This is a genomic window from Rhodopseudomonas rhenobacensis (genome assembly GCF_014203125.1).
Lineage (GTDB): Bacteria > Pseudomonadota > Alphaproteobacteria > Rhizobiales > Xanthobacteraceae > Rhodopseudomonas_A > Rhodopseudomonas_A rhenobacensis.
Window position 1 is genome coordinate 1 of sequence record NZ_JACHIH010000025.1, and the last position, 18,899, is coordinate 18,899.

The 18,899-nt window shown below is 65.7% G+C and carries 21 protein-coding genes and 1 riboswitch; of the genes, 9 read left to right on the forward strand and 12 right to left on the reverse strand.

The genetic code is table 11. The features are described from left to right. The first annotated feature begins 200 nt into the window (after window positions 1–200). From HNR60_RS17350 to HNR60_RS17360, 3 genes are all read left to right on the forward strand, one after another. Window positions 201–1,358, forward strand: a complete 1,158-nt coding sequence (locus HNR60_RS17350; protein WP_184259751.1) for an alpha-D-ribose 1-methylphosphonate 5-triphosphate diphosphatase — start codon at window positions 201–203, stop codon at window positions 1,356–1,358. Further along, entirely contained in the window at window positions 1,355–1,933 is a 579-nt protein-coding gene (phnN, locus tag HNR60_RS17355; RefSeq protein ID WP_184259754.1) for a phosphonate metabolism protein/1,5-bisphosphokinase (PRPP-forming) PhnN, read from the forward strand. Before HNR60_RS17350 ends, phnN begins: the two co-directional genes overlap by 4 nt. A 996-nt stretch (window positions 1,934–2,929) precedes the next feature. Then, entirely contained in the window at window positions 2,930–3,973 is a 1,044-nt protein-coding gene (locus tag HNR60_RS17360) for a transporter (RefSeq protein WP_246432984.1), read from the forward strand. Window positions 3,974–3,988: 15 nt separating this feature from the next. Here HNR60_RS17360 and HNR60_RS17365 read toward each other — a convergent pair whose 3' ends face one another. The 3 genes from HNR60_RS17365 to HNR60_RS17375 form a co-directional block, all read right to left on the reverse strand. Beyond that, window positions 3,989–4,210, reverse strand: coding sequence for a hypothetical protein (locus HNR60_RS17365; protein WP_184259757.1), 222 nt, complete (start codon window positions 4,208–4,210; stop codon window positions 3,989–3,991). A gap of 278 nt (window positions 4,211–4,488) precedes the next feature. After that, window positions 4,489–4,812 (reverse strand): DMT family transporter, encoded by a 324-nt coding sequence (locus HNR60_RS17370; RefSeq protein WP_184259760.1) that lies wholly within the window; start codon window positions 4,810–4,812, stop codon window positions 4,489–4,491. Next, window positions 4,809–5,513, reverse strand: coding sequence for a class I SAM-dependent methyltransferase (locus HNR60_RS17375; RefSeq protein WP_184259763.1), 705 nt, complete (start codon window positions 5,511–5,513; stop codon window positions 4,809–4,811). Before HNR60_RS17375 ends, HNR60_RS17370 begins: the two co-directional genes overlap by 4 nt. A 148-nt stretch (window positions 5,514–5,661) precedes the next feature. Between HNR60_RS17375 and HNR60_RS17380 the strand changes: the two genes are divergently transcribed. Continuing rightward, entirely contained in the window at window positions 5,662–6,867 is a 1,206-nt protein-coding gene (locus tag HNR60_RS17380) for a BtaA family protein (RefSeq protein ID WP_184259766.1), read from the forward strand. 231 nt (window positions 6,868–7,098) lie between these two features. Here HNR60_RS17380 and HNR60_RS17385 read toward each other — a convergent pair whose 3' ends face one another. Continuing rightward, window positions 7,099–7,323, reverse strand: a complete 225-nt coding sequence (locus HNR60_RS17385) for a hypothetical protein (RefSeq protein ID WP_184259769.1) — start codon at window positions 7,321–7,323, stop codon at window positions 7,099–7,101. A 205-nt stretch (window positions 7,324–7,528) separates the two neighbouring features. Next, window positions 7,529–7,708, forward strand: a riboswitch (cobalamin riboswitch). 87 nt (window positions 7,709–7,795) lie between these two features. On the opposite strand from HNR60_RS17385, the gene cbpA reads away from it, so the two are divergent. Further along, entirely contained in the window at window positions 7,796–7,945 is a 150-nt protein-coding gene (gene cbpA, locus HNR60_RS17390) for a modified peptide precursor CbpA (protein WP_184259773.1), read from the forward strand. After that, window positions 7,942–9,363 (forward strand): peptide-modifying radical SAM enzyme CbpB, encoded by a 1,422-nt coding sequence (cbpB, locus tag HNR60_RS17395; RefSeq protein WP_347339354.1) that lies wholly within the window; start codon window positions 7,942–7,944, stop codon window positions 9,361–9,363. The genes cbpA and cbpB overlap by 4 nt, the downstream gene beginning before the upstream one ends. A gap of 95 nt (window positions 9,364–9,458) precedes the next feature. On the opposite strand, the gene HNR60_RS17400 is transcribed toward cbpB, so the two are convergent. The 7 genes from HNR60_RS17400 to HNR60_RS17430 all read right to left on the reverse strand — a co-directional run bounded on the left by HNR60_RS17400 (window position 9,459) and on the right by HNR60_RS17430 (window position 15,690). Beyond that, the gene (locus HNR60_RS17400; RefSeq protein WP_184259776.1) at window positions 9,459–9,605 is read right to left on the reverse strand and encodes a hypothetical protein; all 147 of its coding nucleotides are present in this window, start codon (window positions 9,603–9,605) and stop codon (window positions 9,459–9,461) included. After that, window positions 9,602–9,742 carry a hypothetical protein gene (locus HNR60_RS17405; RefSeq protein ID WP_184259779.1) on the reverse strand — a complete coding sequence of 47 codons (141 nt, stop codon included), beginning with the start codon at window positions 9,740–9,742 and terminating at the stop codon, window positions 9,602–9,604. The genes HNR60_RS17400 and HNR60_RS17405 overlap by 4 nt, the downstream gene beginning before the upstream one ends. Window positions 9,743–9,989: 247 nt before the next feature. Continuing rightward, window positions 9,990–10,904, reverse strand: a complete 915-nt coding sequence (gene hemF / locus HNR60_RS17410; protein ID WP_184259781.1) for an oxygen-dependent coproporphyrinogen oxidase — start codon at window positions 10,902–10,904, stop codon at window positions 9,990–9,992. 276 nt (window positions 10,905–11,180) lie between these two features. Then, window positions 11,181–12,227, reverse strand: a complete 1,047-nt coding sequence (locus HNR60_RS17415) for a phytoene/squalene synthase family protein (protein ID WP_184259784.1) — start codon at window positions 12,225–12,227, stop codon at window positions 11,181–11,183. Then, window positions 12,224–13,759: a phytoene desaturase gene (locus tag HNR60_RS17420; protein WP_184259787.1), complete on the reverse strand. Its 1,536-nt coding sequence runs from the start codon at window positions 13,757–13,759 to the stop codon at window positions 12,224–12,226. The genes HNR60_RS17415 and HNR60_RS17420 overlap by 4 nt, the downstream gene beginning before the upstream one ends. Before the next feature lie 54 nt (window positions 13,760–13,813). Further along, complete coding sequence (bchO, locus tag HNR60_RS17425; protein WP_184259790.1) at window positions 13,814–14,728, reverse strand: alpha/beta fold hydrolase BchO; 915 nt, start codon at window positions 14,726–14,728, stop codon at window positions 13,814–13,816. Window positions 14,729–14,739: 11 nt separating this feature from the next. Then, a complete protein-coding gene (locus HNR60_RS17430; RefSeq protein ID WP_184259793.1) occupies window positions 14,740–15,690 on the reverse strand; it encodes an alpha/beta fold hydrolase in 951 nt (316 codons plus the stop codon). Window positions 15,691–15,802: 112 nt separating this feature from the next. Between HNR60_RS17430 and hemE the strand changes: the two genes are divergently transcribed. The 3 genes from hemE to HNR60_RS17445 all read left to right on the forward strand — a co-directional run bounded on the left by hemE (window position 15,803) and on the right by HNR60_RS17445 (window position 17,629). Next, window positions 15,803–16,849: a uroporphyrinogen decarboxylase gene (gene hemE / locus HNR60_RS17435; RefSeq protein WP_184259796.1), complete on the forward strand. Its 1,047-nt coding sequence runs from the start codon at window positions 15,803–15,805 to the stop codon at window positions 16,847–16,849. Window positions 16,850–17,012: 163 nt separating this feature from the next. Beyond that, the gene (locus HNR60_RS17440; protein ID WP_184259970.1) at window positions 17,013–17,309 is read left to right on the forward strand and encodes a type II toxin-antitoxin system RelE/ParE family toxin; all 297 of its coding nucleotides are present in this window, start codon (window positions 17,013–17,015) and stop codon (window positions 17,307–17,309) included. A gap of 8 nt (window positions 17,310–17,317) precedes the next feature. Then, window positions 17,318–17,629, forward strand: a complete 312-nt coding sequence (locus HNR60_RS17445; RefSeq protein ID WP_184259799.1) for a HigA family addiction module antitoxin — start codon at window positions 17,318–17,320, stop codon at window positions 17,627–17,629. Between the two features lie 21 nt (window positions 17,630–17,650). Here HNR60_RS17445 and HNR60_RS17450 read toward each other — a convergent pair whose 3' ends face one another. Next, window positions 17,651–18,640, reverse strand: coding sequence for a L,D-transpeptidase family protein (locus tag HNR60_RS17450; RefSeq protein WP_184259802.1), 990 nt, complete (start codon window positions 18,638–18,640; stop codon window positions 17,651–17,653). Window positions 18,641–18,899 lie beyond the last annotated feature (259 nt).

The window sequence follows — 18,899 nt, forward strand, 5'->3', positions numbered from 1 at the left end:
CTGGTCCGCCTCAACGCCAAAGCGCGCGATGCGCGAGCCGAATACGCTAATGCAACTTGACACGCCAGATAGTCGCTCACCCGACCCGGCTTCGCGGAGCTTGTACTCGGACGGCGCGAAGCGCCGATCCGGGTGCTCCGCCAGGTCGACCTCTCCCCGCAAGCGGGGAGAGGTGAATCAGTGCTCCAAGGACAGATCAAATGACCACGCCTGACTCTCAATCTCTGCTCGGCAATGCCCGCATCGTGCTGGCCGACCGCGTCATCGATCGCGGCTGGGTGGCGATCGAAGCCGGCCGCATCGCCGAATTCGGCGAAGGCCCCGCCCCGCGCGGCAGCGTCGATTGTGGCGGCGACCTGCTGATGCCCGGCCTGATCGAATTGCATACCGATCATCTGGAGATGCATTATCAGCCGCGGCCCAAGGTGCAATGGGACCCGGTGGCGGCGGTGGTGTCGTATGACGGGCAGCTCGCGACCTGCGGCATCACCACGGTGCTGGATTCGCTGCGGGTGTGGCGCGAGGAAGGCGCCGACGACGTCGACGGCCAGGCCGTCATCCTCGCCGAGGCGATCGCCGCCGCGCGCGACGCCAATCTGCTGCGCGCCGAGCATTATCTGCATCTGCGCTGCGAAATCCCGATGCCCAACGTGGTGCACGAAGCCAAGGAGCTGATCGACCGCCCCGACGTGCGGCTGATGTCGCTGATGGACCACACCCCGGGCCAGCGCCAGTTTCGCGACGAAGGAAAGCTGCGCGAGTATTATCGCGGCAAGGGCGCCGGCATGACCGACGCCGAGCTCGACGTGATGTTCGCGCGCCGGCTGTTCTGCAAAGAGAACTACGCCGAGGCCAATATGCGCGCGATCGTGGCCTTGGCGCATCAGCACGCCATTCCGCTGGCCAGCCACGACGACACCACCGAGGAAAACGTCGCCGACGCGCTGCGCGACCGGGTGGCGGTGGCGGAATTTCCCACCACGCTGGAAGCCGCGCGCGGCTTGCACGAGGCCGGCATCGACATTCTGATGGGCGCGCCGAATGTGGTGCGCGGCGGCTCGCATTCCGGCAACATCGCGGCGATCGATCTCGCCCGCGAGGGGCTCTTGGACATTCTATCGTCGGACTACATCCCGTCGAGCTTGTTGATGGCGGCGCTGCAATTGCCGGACCGCGCGCCCGCGATCGATCTCGCCGCGGCGGTGCGCACCGTCACCAAGGCGCCGGCGGAAGCGGTCGGGCTCAACGATCGCGGCGAGATCGCGATCGGCAAGCGCGCCGATCTGATCAGGGTCCACGTCGCGCACGAGGTGCCGGCGGTGCGCAGCGTCTGGCGCGAAGGGAATCGGGTGGCGTGAGCGACCTTTTCACCAGCGCCGAACAAGCAGCAGCGCCGATCGGCCCCGGCCACTTCATCGCGGTGGTCGGCCCGAGCGGCGCCGGCAAGGACACGCTGATCGCGCTGGCGCGTGCCGGCTGCGGCCCCGAGGTGCTGTTCCCGCGCCGCGTCGTCACCCGCGCGGCCTCGGCCTATGAGGACAACGACACGCTGACGCCGCAGGCGTTTGATGAAGCATTGGCGCGCGGCGCCTTCGCGCTCAATTGGGGCGCCCACGGGCTGCGCTACGGCCTGCCTGTGGCGATCAATGATGCGATCCGCGCCGGCCGCAGCGTGGTGATCAACGTCTCGCGCGCGGTGCTGCCGGCGATCCGCAAGACTTACGCGCACGTCACCGTGGTGCTGATCACCGCGCCGCCCGACGTGTTGGCCGCAAGGCTCGCCGCAAGGAAGCGGCCGAGCGATGGCTCGCTCGACGAGCGGCTGCACCGCACGGTCAGTGACGCCGACGTCGCCGCCGACGTCACCATCAGCAATGTCGGCCCCGCCGAGCAGCATGGCAGGGAGCTGTTGGAGGTGATCAGGCGGGGGTGATTCTGGACGTCATCACGCGGCGGATGCAGATCGCGCTCCAAAGAGGGCGCGCCCCGGACGCGGCGCACCGCGCCGCGCTTGCGGCGTGGTGCGTTGCAGAGCCGGGGCCGTTACGGAACGCGGCGCTTGCAACGGTCGAGATTTAGCGCGTAACGGTCCCGGCTCGCTGTGCCGCGCCAAACGCGCGGCACAGCGTCCGGGACACGTGCCTCGTCTCTAATAGAAACCGTCATCCCGGGGCACGAGCGGCGTGAGCCGCGAGTGAACCCGGGATCCAGTACTCACCGCCCTGGAATACTGGATTCCGGGTTCGCTCGGCCTTCGGCCTCGCGCCCCGGAATGACAGCCTGAGTTTGGGCCGGCGCAGGAGAGGAACAGCTGAGCTGCGCAGCAGGAAACAGCCCTCCTGAATCACTCCACGACAGCGGTTCCGCGCCGCCCGGTTCCCCGCTGTCATCCAGACTTCAACTCCCTCGGTCATTGATGACCGCTCATTTGCAGATGAGGGATGTTGCATGACCGATTTGACGCTCGACCCATCGATGGACGGCGGCCCGGTGCAGCCGGCGGCGCGGCCCAATCTCGACAACGGCTTCAATCCGCTGACCTTGCCTGGGTGCTGACGCTGCCGGCGGCGATCCTGTTGTCGGGCGCGCTGTACTTCGTGTTCTCGCGGCTGTTTTGAGGCAAAAGGGCGAGAGACGTAGTCAGCGCTCGAGTTCGTCATTGCGAGCAGCTCTTGCGACGAAGCAATCCAGGGCTAAGCGTGCAGCCCCTGGATTGCTTCGCTGGTCGGCCGGCGCTGCGCGCCGTCCTCGGCTCGCAATGACGACAGGGCGTGGGTTACGAGCAGGCGTGCCCCGACTGTGCATGCTTCTCGTCATGGCTGGCAGTCGCTTCAGCCGAGATGGTCAGACTGACACATTGCCGTAACACAAAGGTCATTTCATAGGCGTGATGGCCGGTCCGCGGCCGGAGTAGTTCGATGACCGCATCATGACGTCCGACGTTCCCGCCGCGCACAGCCTTCCGATCGACCCCGAAATCCCGCTATTGGCGCCGCCGCAGCCGATCCCGGGGCTGGTGTGGGCGTTCCGGATCGGCGCCGACGGTCGGCCGCAAGCGTTGCCGGTCGATCGGCCGATCGAGCCGCAACACGACGCGCGGCTCTGGCTGCATTTCAACCTGACCGACACCCGCGCGCTGCAGTGGCTGGAGTCCGCGGCGCTGCCGATTCCCGAACAGGCCCGCGCGCTGCTGCTGTCGAAGGACACCTATCAGCAGCTGCACGCCAGCGACGACGGCGCCTACGGGGTGATCGCCGACCTGTTGCGCGACATCGGCGGCGCCACCGAGGACACCGGCTATCTGCGCTTCGTGATGACCGAGCACCTGCTGCTGAGCGGCCGGCACCGCGCGCTGTGCGCCGCCGACGCCACCAGGCGCGCGCTGGAAAACGGCTGCCGCATCGACAGCGTCGCAACATTGTTCGAAACCATCGTCGAGAACGTCGCCGCCACCATGGAACGGGTGATCGACCGGCTCGCCGAGACGCTCGACGACATCGAGGAAGAGGTGCTGTCGGACGAGGACGTCGATCTGCGCAAGAATCTCGGCCAGGTGCGGCGGACCTGCGTGCGGCTGCATCGGCAATTGTCCGGGCTGCAGCAGGTGTTCCACCGGCTGGAAGAGAAGGACACCTCCGAGCTGAAGCCGGCGCTGCAGATCGCCGCCGGCAAATTGGCGCAACGGCTCGACGGGCTCGACCGCACCATCATCGAGATGCGCGAGCGCAGCCGGTTGCTGCAGGAAGAGCTGCAGCTGAAGATCGAGGAACAGGGCAACAACAGCCTGCGGGTGCTGTCGGTGCTGACCGCGCTGTTGATGCCGCCGACGCTGGTCACCGGCATCTTCGGCATGAACACCAAGGGGCTGCCGTTCACCGACAGCGACGCTGGGTTCTGGTGGGCGGCGGCGCTGATCTGTCTGGCGTCGCTGTCGGCCTATCTGATCCTGCGGCGGATCGGCATCATCAGGTAGCGCGCGAGGCGCACGTTACGCCGCGAGGTCCCACAGCGACGGCGAGCCGCGCAGCAGCACGCTGCGCCCGGTCGGGGTGATGCGCGGGCCGTCGTCGCCCGGTGCCGCCAGCCCGAGCGAGATCAGCTCGGCCAAAGCGTGAGTGTTCATCGCGCGCCGCTCTGCGGCGGGCAGCCGCAGCGCGCGCAGTGTGTGCCAATGATCCGGGGTCAGGCTGCATCCGATTTCCGTCGCCATCGCGTCCGCCTTCAATCCGTGGTGCTGCGGGCTTGATACGGGCGGTAGATGAATAGGGTGCGACCGCTTTGCGGCGGGACCTTGAATTCCGCGCAACGGATTGTGATGGCCGACCAGCGCACTCCGATCTGACGCGTGTCCCGGACGCGGTGTGGCGCGTCAGCGCCGCACCCGCGAGCCGGGACCGTTCGAAATGCGGACTCCGTAACGGTCCCGGTTCTGCGGAGCAGCGCTTCGCGCTGCCCCGCGGCCGGGACACGGAAGGCACATACACGAGATTACACCGACGAATTCAGCTTCAGCCCGATCATGCCGGCGACGATCAGCAGCAGGCACAACAGCCGCACCGGATCGGCGGATTCGCCGAACATCAGCATGCCGACCACGATGGTGCCGGCGGCGCCGATCCCGGTCCACACCGCGTAGGCGGTGCCGAACGGCAGCGATTTCAGCGCCACCGCCATCAAGGCGAAACTGGCGAGAATCGCCAGCGCGGTCGCGGCGGTCGGCCAGAACCGGGTCAGCCCGTCGGAATATTTCAGCCCCATCGCCCAGGCGATTTCCAGAAGCCCCGCGGCGAACAGCGCAAGCCAGCCGTTCAAGGCGCGCGCGGTCCCGGCGGCAGGCTGATCACCGCATATTGAGCGTAGCCGCGATACGGCCGCTCGAAGCGAAGCGTGGCGCCGCGGCTGTCAGCGAAGCGCTGCAGCGTGCGCGCCAGATCGTCGCGCGGGGTGACGTCGAACAGCGCCAGCCAGCGTCGCAGCAGCGTGCGGGCCCAGCGCGGCAGGCCGTGCTGATCGCCGAAATCGACGATGTGCAGGCTGCCGCCCGGCGCCAGATGATGCGCCGCGGCTTCGAGTACGTGCGGCCAGTCCGCGATCATCGACAGGCAGTAGGAAATCATCACGTGATCGAAGGCGCGGACGCCGAACATCCGGCGCGGATCGAACGCGGTGGCGTCGCCATGCGCGACGCGAACGCGGTCGCTGCGGCCGTCGCGGGCAATCGCCGCGATCGCCGAGGTCAGCATCTCGGTGGAGACGTCGAGGCCGAAGAATTTGGCTTCCGGATAACGCCGCGAGGCGACGATCAGATTGCGGCCGGTGCCGCAGCCGATCTCCAGCACGCGCGCGCGCGGCGCCGGCTTCAGGCCGTCGATCATGTGGTCGCGGCCGAGCAGGTAGTAACGCCGCGTCGCATCGTAGATGTGGCGCTGCCAGCGATACATCCGGTTCATGCGCTGCGTAGCGTCGACCGGCCAGGAGCCGTCGACGCCAATCTCGGGCTGAAATGCGGACATCGTTGCACCTCATCAAGTGTGGGGTTGCCTCATCCTTGCGATGTTTGCGCGACAGCGGTGTGACACCTCGCGCGGGAAAAGCCGGGCGTTGTCGCAAAACTGCAGTGCGCGGTGGATATTTTCTGCAGATTGCCGATTCGAGGGTCCCATGAATACGCACTTGATCGCGGACGCCGTCCGCAACAGCCGCAGCCGCGACGAGTCGACCGTTTGGGACAAGTTGTTTGCGTTCTGGTTTCGCCGTCTGGTCTACACCCAGATCTGGGAAGATCCCGAGGCCGACCTCGCCGCGCTGCAATTGCCGGTCGGCTCCACCATCGTGACGATTTCATCCGGCGGCTGCAACGCGCTGTCCTACCTCACCGCGCGGCCCGCGCAGGTGTTCGCGGTCGACCTCAACGAGGCGCATCTGTCGCTGCTGAAATTGAAGCTCGCGGGCTTGCGCGCATTCGCCAACTACGCGGATTTCTGGCAGTTCTTCGGCGAAGGCGCCGATGAGGCCAACGCCGAGCTCTATCGCAACAAGCTGCGGCCGTTGCTCGACCCCGAGGCCCGCGAGTTCTGGGACAAGCGCAATCTCCTGGCCCGGCCGCGCCACGCTTACTTCACCGACGGCTTCTATCGCCACGGCGTGCTCGGCCGCTTCATCGGCATGGCGCATATCCTGGCCAAGCTGGCGCGGATCGATCTTGCCGCGTTGCTCGACGACAACCGCGAGGCGCCGAAACGCGTCGAGGCGCTGGCGCGGCTCGACCGGCTGTTTCATTCAGCATTGGCGCGGTTCATCACCAGGACCCCGGCGCTGTTGTTCAGCCTCGGCATTCCGCCGCAGCAGCGCGATCTGTTGGGCGGCAACTCGCCGCTCAACCAGGTGCTGCACGAGCGACTGCTCAAGCTGATCAACGTGCACCCCAACGATACTAATTACTTCGCCTGGCAGGCGCTCAGCCGCCGCTATCCGGGGCCGGGCGACACTTGCCTGCCGCCCTATCTGCAGGCCGGCCAGTTCGCGCGGATGCGGGGCGGCGCCGGGCTGGTGATCCCGGTGCACGCCAATCTGCGGGTGTTTCTGGAAAGCCTGCCGGCCAACCAGATCGACGCGGTGGTGCTGCTCGACTCGCAGGACTGGATGGCGCCCGACGAAATCCGCGCGCTGTGGAATGCGATCGACCGTACCGGCAGCGAGCGGGTGCGGGTGATCTTCCGCACCGCCGGCGCCGACTCGCCGCTCGAAGGCGACGAACTCGCGTCACTGCGCGAGGTCTGGCGCCGCGACGAGGCGCGCAGCGCCATCGGGTTTTCCCGCGACCGCTCCGGGATCTATGGCGGCTTCCACTGCTACGGGCGGGTGTGAGCGCGGCTGGTCGGGTCGAATCTCTTTCTTGGGCTCGACCATTTTTGTCTGGGATACTGAAGCATCCAATTCAAACGCGGCCGTCATTCCGGATTGCGAGTTCGAAGAACGAGCAAGTCCGGAATCCATATCCCCTGCAGGGGTTATGGATCCCGGGCTCACTCGCAGCTTCGCTGCTCCTGCCCCGGGATGACAGCCGGGACTTTTGCATCCATCCAACGCGAAGAGCTTTTAATTCTTGCCCTTCTGCTCGCGGCCGATGCCGGCGACCAGCAGATAAGCCACCACAAGGCTCGCGACATTGAACGCCGCGTAGCGGATGCCGTCCGGGGAGAACCCGAACTGGGTCCTGGCGATGTATTCCACCGCCGCGGCGACGATCAGCGCGACGACGCCGGCTGCTGCCAGATAGCCCCAGGATTTCGGCGAGAGTTTCGGGAACGAAAATTTCGGCATGGTATGATTATGCCTTTGTCAATGATAGCAGCCAGTCGGACCGGTCGGGTCCGCTCGAAACATACACCTAACGGAAATCAGTCGCGCCAAGTTCCATCCGCTTGGAAATAGCTGCGGCCCCCCAATACCGTAGAAGGTTACCTCTGTGCAGGCCAGCACTGACTGCGCCAACCTCGGAGTTTGACGAGCCCGCCGCCGCGCAGTAATCGTGAGCGATAGTTTCAGTATCCAGGAACACGGTGCAATTCCGTGGCGGACCCGCCGCTGTATTCGGGGACGCCGGCTGCAAGGCGAAAGCCAGTCACTGATGGGGAAGTCCTGTCGGGAAGGCGCAGACGGCGGACGATCCGAGAGCCAGAAGACCTGCTGAAACGGTCCGACCGGGCGAAATCCGATGGCAAAGGGTTTCGGTGAGGAACGTGCTTACGCGCGCGCCTTGCCGCATGCCCGGTCATCACGATGGAGCCTGATGATGACTAAGATTGCCACCTCGACCACCGCCCGCCCCGCCACCGAGCCCGCCGTGCTGCGGCCCGACGTCATCGCGATTCGCAAGACCTGCGATTCCGAAGGCACCGGCCTGTCGCACTTCGTGCTGATGGACAAGGAGGCGGCGAAGTGAACGCGCCATTCCAATTGGCGTCCGGAACGGCCCCCTCGCGGGGCCGTTTCATTAACAGCGGTGCCGGACCCGCGATCCAGCCCTACGACATCGGCCATGCCAGCCACATCGCGCTGATCTCGCCGGACACCGCGTTCTGGTCGCTGGTGCGCAAGGACCAGCTCGCCGAGACGCTCGGCGGCGGGCCGCTGCTCGACGGCTACCGGACCATGGCCGACGAGTTCGCCCGCGAGATGCAGGCGCTGCGGTTCGGGCTGAAGCCCTCGGCGGTCTATGTCAACGCCACCGAGCGCTGCAATCTGAACTGCACCTATTGCTACATCCCCGCCGACATGCGCCGCGACGGCATCGACATGGACGGCCCGACGCTGTTGAAGGCGCTGGACACGCTGGACCGCTATTTCAGCCGCCACATGCCGGCCGACCGCCGGCCGCAGATCATCTTCCACGGCGCCGAGCCGTTGATCGCCCGCGAGGCGATCTTCGCGGCGATCGACGCGTACAAAGACCGCTTTCGTTTCGGGCTGCAGACCAACGCCACGCTGCTCACCGACAAGGCCGCGGAGTTCTTGACCTCGCGCGGCGTCGGCATCGGGCTGTCGCTGGATGCGCCGGTCGAGGCGATCGCCGACCGCACCCGCGCCAATTGGGGCGGCGTCGGCGTGTTCGGCAAGGTGGTGGAGGCGATCGAACGGCTGAAGGGCTATCCGGCCTTCAACGTGATCTGCACCATGAGTTCGCAGAACCTCGACCAGCTGACGCCGATGGTGGAATTTTTGCACCAACGCGAAGTGCCGGCCTGCATGCTCAACGTGATCCGCTGCACGCTGCCCGGCGCCCGCACCGTGCGGCCCGACGACGTGCCGCTGGCGCAGGCCTTCATCGCCGCATTGGAGCGCAGCCACGCGCTGTATCGCGAGACCGGGCGCAAGCTGGTGGTCGCAAATTTCGCCAATATCCTGATCGGGATTCTGGCGCCGACCGCGCGGCGGCTGATGTGCGACATCTCGCCCTGCGGCGGCGGCCGGGCGTTCTTTGCCCTCGCCCCGAACGGCGACCTGTTTCCGTGCAGCGAGTTCATCGGGCTGCCGGCGTTCAACGGCGGCAACCTGTTCCGAGACGACATCGAGGACGTGTTGCAGACGCCGGCGTTCGCCGCGGTCACCGGCCGCAAGGTCGAGGATATTAAGCCGTGCCAGGGTTGCGCGATCCGGCATTTCTGCGGATCGCCCTGCCCGGCCGAGGCGCAGGAGATGAACGGCGGCATGACGCAGACCGGCGCCTATTGCGAGTTCTACGAGGAGCAGACCCGCTACGCGTTCCGGCTGATCGCCGACGACCGCCACGGCGATTTCCTCTGGGACGGCTGGGACGACGACGCGGCCACCAGCTTCGACGCGGCGCAGTTGGGGTGCTGAGAAGGCTGTAGGATGGGTTGAGCCCTTCGCGAAACCCATCGCCGCACAACGCGGGGATGATGGGTTTCGCTGCGCTCAACCCCTCCTACGGCTTCCTACCGCTTTTCACTCTCTCGCTTCGCCTTCTCCGCCTCGCGCTTTTTGTCGAGGCGTTTGCCCTGCCATTCGAGAATGAACCAGGCGCAGACGAACAGCGCCAGCAGGATGAATTCGAAATAGTTGAACGAGCTCTCGCTGTTCATGGCGCGTCGCCGCGATTCTTGTCGCGTTCGGCACGCTGGCGATCGAGCCTTCGGCCCTGCGCGGACAGCACCGCCCAGCCGGCGAGCAATCCGCCGAACACCAGCGCCAGTTCGATCAGACCAAAATAGTCCTCCATGCGGCGTCCCTCGATCGGGGCTTATCGCTCGCGCACAGCCCCTAGAACATTTCGGTTGGGATTGAAGCATCCAACCCAAATGCCGTCGTCATTCCGGATTGCGAGTTCGAAGAACGAGCAAGTCCGGAATCCATATTCCCTGCAGGGGTTATGGATCCCGGGCTCACTCGCAGCCGTCGCTGCTCGTGCCCCGGGATGACGGCATACAGATCTCGAAACGCATCAATCCAACTCGAAAGGATCAAGCCTAACCCCAGCTCACCAAGGGCGGCATCGAACTCAAGATGGTCTCGATGTTGCCGCCGGTCTGCAGCCCGAACATCGTGCCCTTGTCGTACAACAGGTTGAATTCGACATAGAGCCCGCGACAGGCGAGCTGCTGGGCGCGCTCGGCGTCACTCCACGGCTGCTGCATCCGCTTGCGCACGATCTTCGGATAGACCTCGAGCAGCGCCAGGCCGACGTCGCGGGTGAAGGCGAAATCGCGCTCGAAATCGCCGGTGTTGAGGTGATCATAGAAGATGCCGCCAACGCCGCGCGCGGTGCCGCGATGCGGCAAATAGAAGTAGCTGTCGGCCCACGGCTTGAATTTGGCGTAGTAGCCCGGATCATGCGCGTTGCAGGCGCGCTGCATCGCTTCGTGGAAGGTGACGCAGTCCTCGGCCTCGGCGCGGCGCTGCTCGGTCAGCATCGGCGTGAGGTCGGCGCCGCCGCCGAACCAACCCTGCGAGGTCGACAGATACCGGGTGTTCATATGCACGGTCGGCACCCGCGGACTGCGCGGATGCATGATCAGGCTGATGCTGCTGGAGACGTAGTCGAGCTGCACGCCGTCGCCGGGCAGGGTCTTGGCCATCTCCGGGGTGAGCCGGCCGTTGGCCGACGAGGTGTGGATGCCGATCTTTTCGAACAGCCGGCCGCCGCAGAGAAATCCGCCGACGCCGCCGCCCTGCCCGGTCTGGCGCTGCCACGGCTTGTAGCTGAAACGCGCCGGCTCGCCGGGAAACAGCGCCGCCGGCGCCTCGCGCTCCAGCGCCTCGACCTCGGCGCAGATCTTGTCGCGCAAGGATTCGAACCAGGCCTTGGCGCGGGCACGGTGCTGCTCCGCCTCGCTGCGGGGGTCGTGAGGGATCTCGGCGCGGAGATCGGTGTCGATGGTCATCGGCAACTCTTCGGCTGGACTGCCCCAAGAGCGCCATGGGTATCACGACCTTTGGCCGGCTTCGAGTGTTTTTGCGAATGGCTGGCAAGGGCCGGGACGGGGCTGCCGATGTGACGCCGTGCCCCGGACGCAGCGCAACGCGCCGCATTTGCCCCGTGGTGCGCTGCAGATCCGGGGCCGTTACGGAACGCGGCATTTGGAACGGTCCCGGCTCTGCGCAGCAGCGTGAAGAACGCTGCAGCGCGTCCGGGACACGAGGCCCTGAACGAGAAGAGCTTACGCCCGGCTGCGCGACAGCTGGTCGCGGCGTTCCAAGCGGGAGAACAGGTCGACCAGCCAGGCCACCTTGTCCTCGATCGGTTTCGGCTGCGGCACCACCGGCGTCTCGCGCAGCGGGGTAGCGATGATGGCGTCGATCAGGAAGCGGGTCTCGGCCATGTCGCCGAACCGCGCCGGCAGATCCTTCGCCGGCGCCCATTCGGTCTCGCTGAACGCCAGCATCCGCGCCAGCACCGCGAGCTTGCGGCCGGTGGAGACCACCGCGCGGCTCGATACCGAATCGAGGCCGGAGCGTTCGACCTCGCGGCCGATCTCGGCATACAGCGCGCGTGCGGCGAAGATGCCGGGGCGGCAGGCGCGCGGCAGGTTCTCGATGCCGAAGGTGGCGCGATCATACAGCGCGTCGGCGGTGTCGAGCAGCCGCTTGACGATCGAGGCGATCTGCGAATTGAACACCGGGTTCTGCAGCCACTGATCCGGATCGAGGCCAGCTTCGCGCATCCACGACAGCGGCAGATACAGCCGGCCGGCGCGGGCGTCCTCGCCGACGTCGCGGGCGATGTTGGTGAGCTGCATGGCGCAGCCGAGATCGCAGGCGCGAGCGACAACATCGGGCGCGCGCTGCCCCATCACCAGCGTCATCATCACGCCGACGGTGCCGGCGACGCGGGCGGCGTAGCCGTAGAGGTCGGACAGCGTCTCGTAGCGACGGCCTTCGGCGTCCCACTCCAGGCCCTCGATCAGCGCTTCGGGAATGGTTTCGGGAATCGCGTAGCGCGCCACCACGTCGGCAAAGGCGCGGTCGGACGGATACGGCATCGGCAGGCCGCGGCAGATGCGGTCGAGCCGGTCCTTCAGCAATTCGACCGCGGCGGCGCGATCGATGCCGAGATCCACCGCATCGTCGGCGACGCGGCAGAACGCATACAGCGCGACCGCCGGATCGCTGATCCGCCGCGGCAACACCAGCGAGGCGGCGTGAAAGGTGCGCGAGCCCTCTTTCAGCATTTCGCGGCAGGCGGCGATATCGGCTTGCGAGGTCATGACTTCACCAGGGTGTGAGCGTCGGGGACTAGCGCATCGAGCACCCGCGCCGACGACAGCACACCGGGTAGCCCAGCGCCGGGATGAGTGCCGGCGCCGACGAGATACAAGCGATCGATATCTTCGCTCTTGTTGTGCGGCCTGAACCAGGCCGACTGCGTGAGGATGGGCTCGAGGCCGAAGGCGGCGCCGCGGAACGACGACAGCCGGTCCTGGAAATCCAGCGGCGTCAGCATCCGCGAGGTGACCACCTGGTTTTCCAGATCCGGCAGGATGGTGTTGCTGAGCTCCTTGGCGATCAGCTTGCGGTAGCTCTCCGCCTTGGCCGGCCAGTTGATGCCGCTGTCCATATGCGGCACCGGCGACAGCACGTAGAACGTATCGCAGCCCTCCGGCGCCAGCGACGGATCGGTCGCGGTCGGGCGGTGCAGATACAGGCTGAAATCGTCGGCGCAGATCTTGCGCTTGAAGATGTCGGTGACCAGCTCCTTGTAGCGCGGCCCGAGCATGATGGTGTGGTGCTTGACGTCGGGATACTGTTTCTTGGTGCCGAAGTACCAAAGGAACAGGCTCATCGAGTAGCGCGCCTTCTCGATCTTGCGATCGGTCCAGCGCGAGCGCACCGCGGCCGGCAGCAGGTAGCGATAGGTCCAGGCGGAATCGGCGTTCGACACCACGATGTCGGCGTCGATCACCTCGCCCGAGGCGAGCCGCACGCCGGTCGCGGCACCGTTCTCGACGATGATCTCGCGGACGTCCTGATTGTAGCGGACGGTGTTGCCTTGGCCGATGATCAGCTTGACCAGGCCCTCGGCGAGCTTGCCGGTGCCGCCCATCGCAAAATGCACGCCCCAGTGCTTTTCCAGGAAGGTGATCAGGCAATACACCGAGGTGGCGTTGAACGGATTGCCGCCGACCAACAGCGGATGGAACGAGAACACCACACGCAGCCGAGGATCGCGGAAATATTTCGACACCAGGCCGTAGACGCTGCGATAGCTCTCCAGCTTGATCATGTCGGGGGCGATCTTCACCATGTCGGTGAAGTTGTTGAACGGCATGTCGCCGAGCTGCTCGAAGCCGACCTTGAAGATCGCCTCCGAGGCTTTCATGAAGCGGTCATAGGCGGCGACGTCGTCCGGGCAGAACTGCGCGATCTGCCGCAGCACGTCCGCCTTGTCGTCGGAATAATCGAAGGTGGTGCCGTCGTTGAAGCGGATCCGGTAGAACGGCGCGATCGGTTTCAGCGTGACGTCGTCGGACAGCTTCTTGCCGCACAGCTTCCACAATTCTTCGAACAGATACGGCGCCGTGACGATAGTCGGGCCGGCATCGAAGGTGAAGCCGTCCTGCTTGTAGACATAGGCGCGGCCGCCGGGCGCATCGAGCTTTTCCAGCACGCTGACGCGGTAGCCCTTGGCGCCTAATCGGACCGCGGCGGCGAGGCCGCCAAAACCTGATCCGATCACCACCGCATGGGGTTGATGATCATTGCGCATCGGGGGAATGGGTTTGGAACCTGGGTCAAGCATGAACGGCAGTGTAACTGTTTCTTGACAGTTTTCCAGCCCGCCTGTGTAAGATTTTCATGACACAGTTAGCGCGCTAGCGCTGGGCTGAACCGTCGGCGCCGCGTAGCTCATGATCAGATCGGCGACCAGCCGGGGCCGCTCCTCATGGGCTAAGTGACCGAGGCCACTGAGATTTTCAATCACCGCCGGCGGGAAGATCTGCTTCAGCCGGACCGCCTCGGCCGGCGCGATCGCCCGGTCGCGGTCGGCGGTGACCAGCACCAACTTGGCCTTCAGCCCGGGCATCGCCTGCAGCAGCGGCTCGAGCTGCCAATTGGCCATCATCCGCAGCGCCGCAGCGACATGGGTCGGACTACGTACCAGTTTACCATAGAGCGCGATGCCGGCGGGCTCGATCTGCGACCCGGTATTGCCGATCAAGCGCTCCACCGAGCCCGGCACCATCGCCTGCCAGGCGAAAATCCGCGGAACGAAGGGATTCAGCACCAGCAACTTGGCCAGCGGCGAGAACAGGTTGGCGGCGTGCCCGCCATACGGCAGGAAGGCGCCGTTGAGGCTGACCAACAGCTCCGGCGCGATGCTGCCGTCGAGGCACATCCGGGCCAGGATTGCGGCACCAGCGGAATGGCCGACCACCACCTGCGGCGCGACGCCGAGCACTCGCAGCAGCGCGGCGAGATCCGCCGCCATACCCGGCAGCGACAGCCGGTGCGCCAGCGGCGTCTCGGTGAAGCCGTGACCGGGCAGGTCCGGCGCGATCACGCTGAAATGCTGCGCCAGGATCGGCATCAACCCGCGCCAGGAATGCGACGCGGCGCCGGTGCCGTGCACCAACAGGATTGCCGGCGCATCAGGGCCGGCGCAATCCATCCGCTGCACGTGCCAGCGGATGCCGGCGGCGGCAACGAATTCGCTGGCCTCGCGATGCGGCCAGTCGCTGCCGTCCCGGCTCCAGATCAGATCGGACATCGCCCCTCGCGTTACGGCACAGGCGGCTTTTCGACCCCGGCCAGGAACGCATCATAATCGCGGATGAACGCCTCGGGCAGCTCGAAATGCGGCATGGCGCCGGTCTCAAAAACCGTGATGGTCCAGTTCGGCCGACCCTCGACGGTGGTCTTGTTGCCGTAATCGACAAAGTCGCCGCGGCTGCCGTGCGACATCCACACCGGCATCGGCAGCGCGTGATACAGCGCCAGCGCGTCCTGGGCGAACAGATAGCCGGAGACGAAATAATACGGCGCGTGCTGCGCGCCCGGCTGATGCGTCGTCAGATAGTCGTAGTCGAGCAGGCCCCGGTCGTAATTGTTGGAGCCGAAGGTCTTTTTCAGGAACCAGCCGATCACCGGGCGGGCGGTCAGCAGGCGGAAGAAGCTCTCGCTCCACAACGGCTGCTCGAAGGTCTTGTGCAGCCACGGCTTCGCCCGCGAGCCGCGGATCCAGCGCACCGCGCGGGTGTCGAATCCGGTCGGGCTGATCAGCGCCACGCTGCGATAGGCCTGCGGCCGCTCGTTGGCCGCGCGCGCCAGAAACTCCGACGACAGCGACAGCGCGATGGCGTCGATCGGGCCATTGTGCGTCTTGGCGATCTCAGCGGTGACGGCGAGGATCGCGTCCGTCATCATCCGAATTGTGTATTGACGGTTTTCCCGCGAGGTATGACCAAAGCCCGGCAGCTCGATCGCATAGACCGGGCGGATGGTGCGGTAGTGCTCGTAGAGCGGCTTGATCTCGTAGGCCGAGCCGGCGGCGTTGATGCTGTGAATCAGCAGCAGCGGCGTCTGGTTGGTGGCGGTGTCGGGAGCCGCGGCCCAATAGCTCAGCTTTCCTGCTGAACTATCGATCTCGTGGCGCTCTCCGGAGACCGGCGCGGGCAAGCTGAGGGCGTTGCCCGTGGCGGGCAAAGCAAGGGTGGGTGCGACTGCATTCATTCTGGAATTCCTGTTTCAGTCTATCTGGCCCGCATCTCGCCGTGGTCAAGACGGTGTCGGCAGTGTATCAGACCCGTCGAGAAAGCTTGGCGATTAACAATGGAACCATGTCTTGACACAGAATCTCGTAACCAAACCGTTCATTGAAGTGCTGTCCGGTCATCGCCAGGCCTCGCCGCCGATGTGGATGATGCGTCAGGCCGGCCGCTATCTACCGGAGTACCGGGAAGTTCGCGCCAAGGCCGGCGGCTTTCTCGACCTGTGCTTCAACGCGGAATTCGCCGCCGAGGTGACGCTGCAGCCGATCCGCCGCTTCGGCTTCGACGCCGCGATCATCTTCTCCGACATTCTGGTGGTGCCCTACGCGCTCGGCCGCTCGGTGCGGTTCGAAGTCGGCGAAGGCCCGCGGCTCGATCCGTTGGATTCGCCGGACAAGGTCGGCACGCTGTCCAAGGCGATCGATTTGTCGAAGCTGCAGCCGGTGTTCGACGCGCTGAAGATCGTGCGCCGCGAGCTGCCGCCCGAGACCGCGCTGATCGGCTTCTGCGGCTCGCCGTTCACGGTGGCGACCTACATGGTGGCCGGCCACGGCACCCCGGATCAGGCCCCGGCCCGCAACATGGCCTACCAGCACCCCGGCGCGTTCGCCAAAATCATCGACGTCTTGGTCGAGAGCTCGATCAGCTATCTGCTGGCGCAGCTCGAGGCCGGCGCCGAAGTGCTGCAGATCTTCGACACCTGGGCCGGCGTGCTGCCGCCGCGCGAATTCGAGCGCTGGTCGATCGAGCCGACCCGCCGCATCGTCGAAGGCGTGCGCAAGGTCAAGCCGGGCGCCAAGATCATCGGCTTCCCGCGCGGCGCCGGCGCGATGCTGCCGGCGTTCGTCGAGCGCACCGGCGTCGACGGCGTGTCGATCGACTGGACCGCCGAGCCGTCCTTCGTTCGCGAGCGGGTGCAGAGCAAGGTCGTGGTGCAGGGCAACCTCGATCCGCTGGTGCTGATCGCCGGCGGTGCCGCGCTCGACGAAGCGGTCGACGACGTGCTGAAGAGCTATTCGGGCGGCCGCCACATCTTCAACCTCGGCCACGGCATCCAGCCGGAAACCCCGATCGCTCACGTCGAGCAGATGATCAAGCGGGTCCGCGACTACAAGGGCTAAGCCCAAAAGCCGCATCGAACGATTTGCAATGGCCGGGCACTGCCCGGCCATTTTCGTTTATCCCAGTGCGACGTCCGTCGAAGCCGTCATTGCGGGACAGGGACGACGTTGCCCGTTGTACCATAGAGTGGTACCCTGCCTCAACCTTCTGCCGAGGTCGGGGATGATCGTCAGCTTCAATGACGAATGGCTGCGTGCCTTTTTCGTTGACGACGTTCGTTCGCGAAACATTCCTGCCGACCTCCAAGACCGGCTGTATCGCAAGCTGCAGATGATCGACGACGCGACCAGCGATCAGGATTTACGCGCGCCGCCCAGCAACCATTTCGAAAAGCTGCGCGGCCAATTGGCGAATTTTCATTCGATCCGGGTCAACCAGCAATGGCGGCTGGTGTTTCGATGGGATGGCGCCCGCGGCAAGGCGACCGATATCTATCTCGACAACCACAGTTACAGGTGAGGCCCGCGATGCTGATGACGAAACGCAAGCCGGCGAACGTCGGCGAGATCCTGGTCACCGAGTTCATCGAGCCGCTGGGTTTGACCCAGGGCCGCCTGGCCGAGGCCATGGGTGTGCAGCGCAAGCACGTCAACGAATTGTGCAACAACCGCCGCGCGGTGACCGCGGCGACCGCGCTGATCCTGGCCAAAGTGTTCGGCAACAGCGCCGAGTTCTGGCTCAACGTGCAGCGGCGCAGCGATCTGTGGGAGGCGATGCATTCGCCGCGCGAGCGCGAACGAATCCAACGCGCTCGACCGCTGAAACCCGCTGCGACATAGTAGCAGAAGGACTCGGGCGCCCTACTTCGCCGCCTGCTGGTCGTCGACGAACGCCACCTCGACGCCCTTCTTCACCATTCGCGACAGCCGCAGCACGTCCCAATTGGTCAGGCGGACGCAGCCGTGGGAGTCGCTTTTGCTGACCCGCGACGGCTCGGCGGTGCCGTGGATGCCGTAGCCCGGCTCCGTCAGCCCGATCCACATCGCGCCGACCGGATTGTTCGGGCCCGGCTTGATATTGAACGGGGTCTTCGACTTCACGCCGCTGAATTTGTATTTCGGGTTGTAGCGGTAGTTCGGATTGGCATCGACGGTGTCGACCTTCAGCGAGCCGGACGGCGTCGGCTTCTCTTCGCTGCCGACGCTGGCGGGATAGAACGCCAGCAACGCGCCGTCGGCGCCGAACGCCTTGACGGTCTGGCGCTCTTTGTCGACCTCGACGCGCACGGCCGGCGTCGGCATCGCCTCCGGCGGCAGGCTGACGATGGTGATGGCGTCGCCGGCGCGATTGAATTTCTGCCCCGGATTGAGCTCGGCCAACAATTCCTGGCTGATATGGAAGCGCTCGCTCAACGCCTCCTTCGGGCCGGTGTAGTTGAGATGCTTCAGCGTCTTCATCTGCTCCATCTTGGCGGGCAGCTTGGCGAGGAACGGACCTTTCAGGTCCTCCGCCGTGATGGTGTATTGCGCCAGCACCGGGTCGCCGGAATTGGCCTTCAGCTTCGCCCAGATCTCCGGGGTCAGCGCCTTGCCGGGCGGCAACGCGTTGGCCTCCGCATAGGCTAACAGCGCCTTCTCGACATTTTCGCCGAACCGGCCGTCGATCTCGCCCGGCGAGAAATGCGCGCGGTCGAGCAGCACCTGCAGCTTGACCGCGAGCGGGCTGAGCTTCTCCTCGGTCGGGATCTTGCCGGAGAATTCGGCGGCGTTGATGGCGTCCGGCTTCAACGCCGCGGCCAACGCCGGCTCAGCGAGACACAACAGGCCGGCGAGAAGAACAATGCGTTTCATGGGACCCCTGAATTCGATCGGCAGCCGACACGGCGCGACGCATGACAAGATCCGGTACGGCGGCTGGTTCCGCGGGCGGGCAAAGATCGGGAGGCGGAGCGACCGCGCGACAGAGCGGACCGCGTCCTTGGAGTGGCAGCCGCCGCCGGCAGCAGCGGATCGATGACGCGCCGAGCCGCCGCGCGGGCACGAGACGGTTCGGCGGTCCGGCTGTCAGGAAAACCCTGACGCGGGATCGCGCACGTCGCGCGATGCATCG

Bases quoted from the DNA above. Each gene is read 5' to 3' on its own strand.
- HNR60_RS17350 (WP_184259751.1), top strand. From the start codon at position 201: ATGACCACGCCTGACTCTCAATCTCTGCTCGGCAATGCCCGCATCGTG.
- HNR60_RS17360 (WP_246432984.1), top strand. From the start codon at position 2,930: ATGACGTCCGACGTTCCCGCCGCGCACAGCCTTCCGATCGACCCCGAA.
- HNR60_RS17365 (WP_184259757.1), bottom strand. From the start codon at position 4,210: ATGGCGACGGAAATCGGATGCAGCCTGACCCCGGATCATTGGCACACA.
- HNR60_RS17375 (WP_184259763.1), bottom strand. From the start codon at position 5,513: ATGTCCGCATTTCAGCCCGAGATTGGCGTCGACGGCTCCTGGCCGGTC.
- HNR60_RS17380 (WP_184259766.1), top strand. From the start codon at position 5,662: ATGAATACGCACTTGATCGCGGACGCCGTCCGCAACAGCCGCAGCCGC.
- HNR60_RS17385 (WP_184259769.1), bottom strand. From the start codon at position 7,323: ATGCCGAAATTTTCGTTCCCGAAACTCTCGCCGAAATCCTGGGGCTAT.
- cbpA (WP_184259773.1), top strand. From the start codon at position 7,796: ATGACTAAGATTGCCACCTCGACCACCGCCCGCCCCGCCACCGAGCCC.
- HNR60_RS17400 (WP_184259776.1), bottom strand. From the start codon at position 9,605: ATGAACAGCGAGAGCTCGTTCAACTATTTCGAATTCATCCTGCTGGCG.
- HNR60_RS17405 (WP_184259779.1), bottom strand. From the start codon at position 9,742: ATGGAGGACTATTTTGGTCTGATCGAACTGGCGCTGGTGTTCGGCGGA.
- hemF (WP_184259781.1), bottom strand. From the start codon at position 10,904: ATGACCATCGACACCGATCTCCGCGCCGAGATCCCTCACGACCCCCGC.
- HNR60_RS17415 (WP_184259784.1), bottom strand. From the start codon at position 12,227: ATGACCTCGCAAGCCGATATCGCCGCCTGCCGCGAAATGCTGAAAGAG.
- HNR60_RS17420 (WP_184259787.1), bottom strand. From the start codon at position 13,759: ATGCTTGACCCAGGTTCCAAACCCATTCCCCCGATGCGCAATGATCAT.
- bchO (WP_184259790.1), bottom strand. From the start codon at position 14,728: ATGTCCGATCTGATCTGGAGCCGGGACGGCAGCGACTGGCCGCATCGC.
- HNR60_RS17430 (WP_184259793.1), bottom strand. From the start codon at position 15,690: ATGAATGCAGTCGCACCCACCCTTGCTTTGCCCGCCACGGGCAACGCC.
- HNR60_RS17440 (WP_184259970.1), top strand. From the start codon at position 17,013: ATGATCGTCAGCTTCAATGACGAATGGCTGCGTGCCTTTTTCGTTGAC.
- HNR60_RS17445 (WP_184259799.1), top strand. From the start codon at position 17,318: ATGCTGATGACGAAACGCAAGCCGGCGAACGTCGGCGAGATCCTGGTC.
- HNR60_RS17450 (WP_184259802.1), bottom strand. From the start codon at position 18,640: ATGAAACGCATTGTTCTTCTCGCCGGCCTGTTGTGTCTCGCTGAGCCG.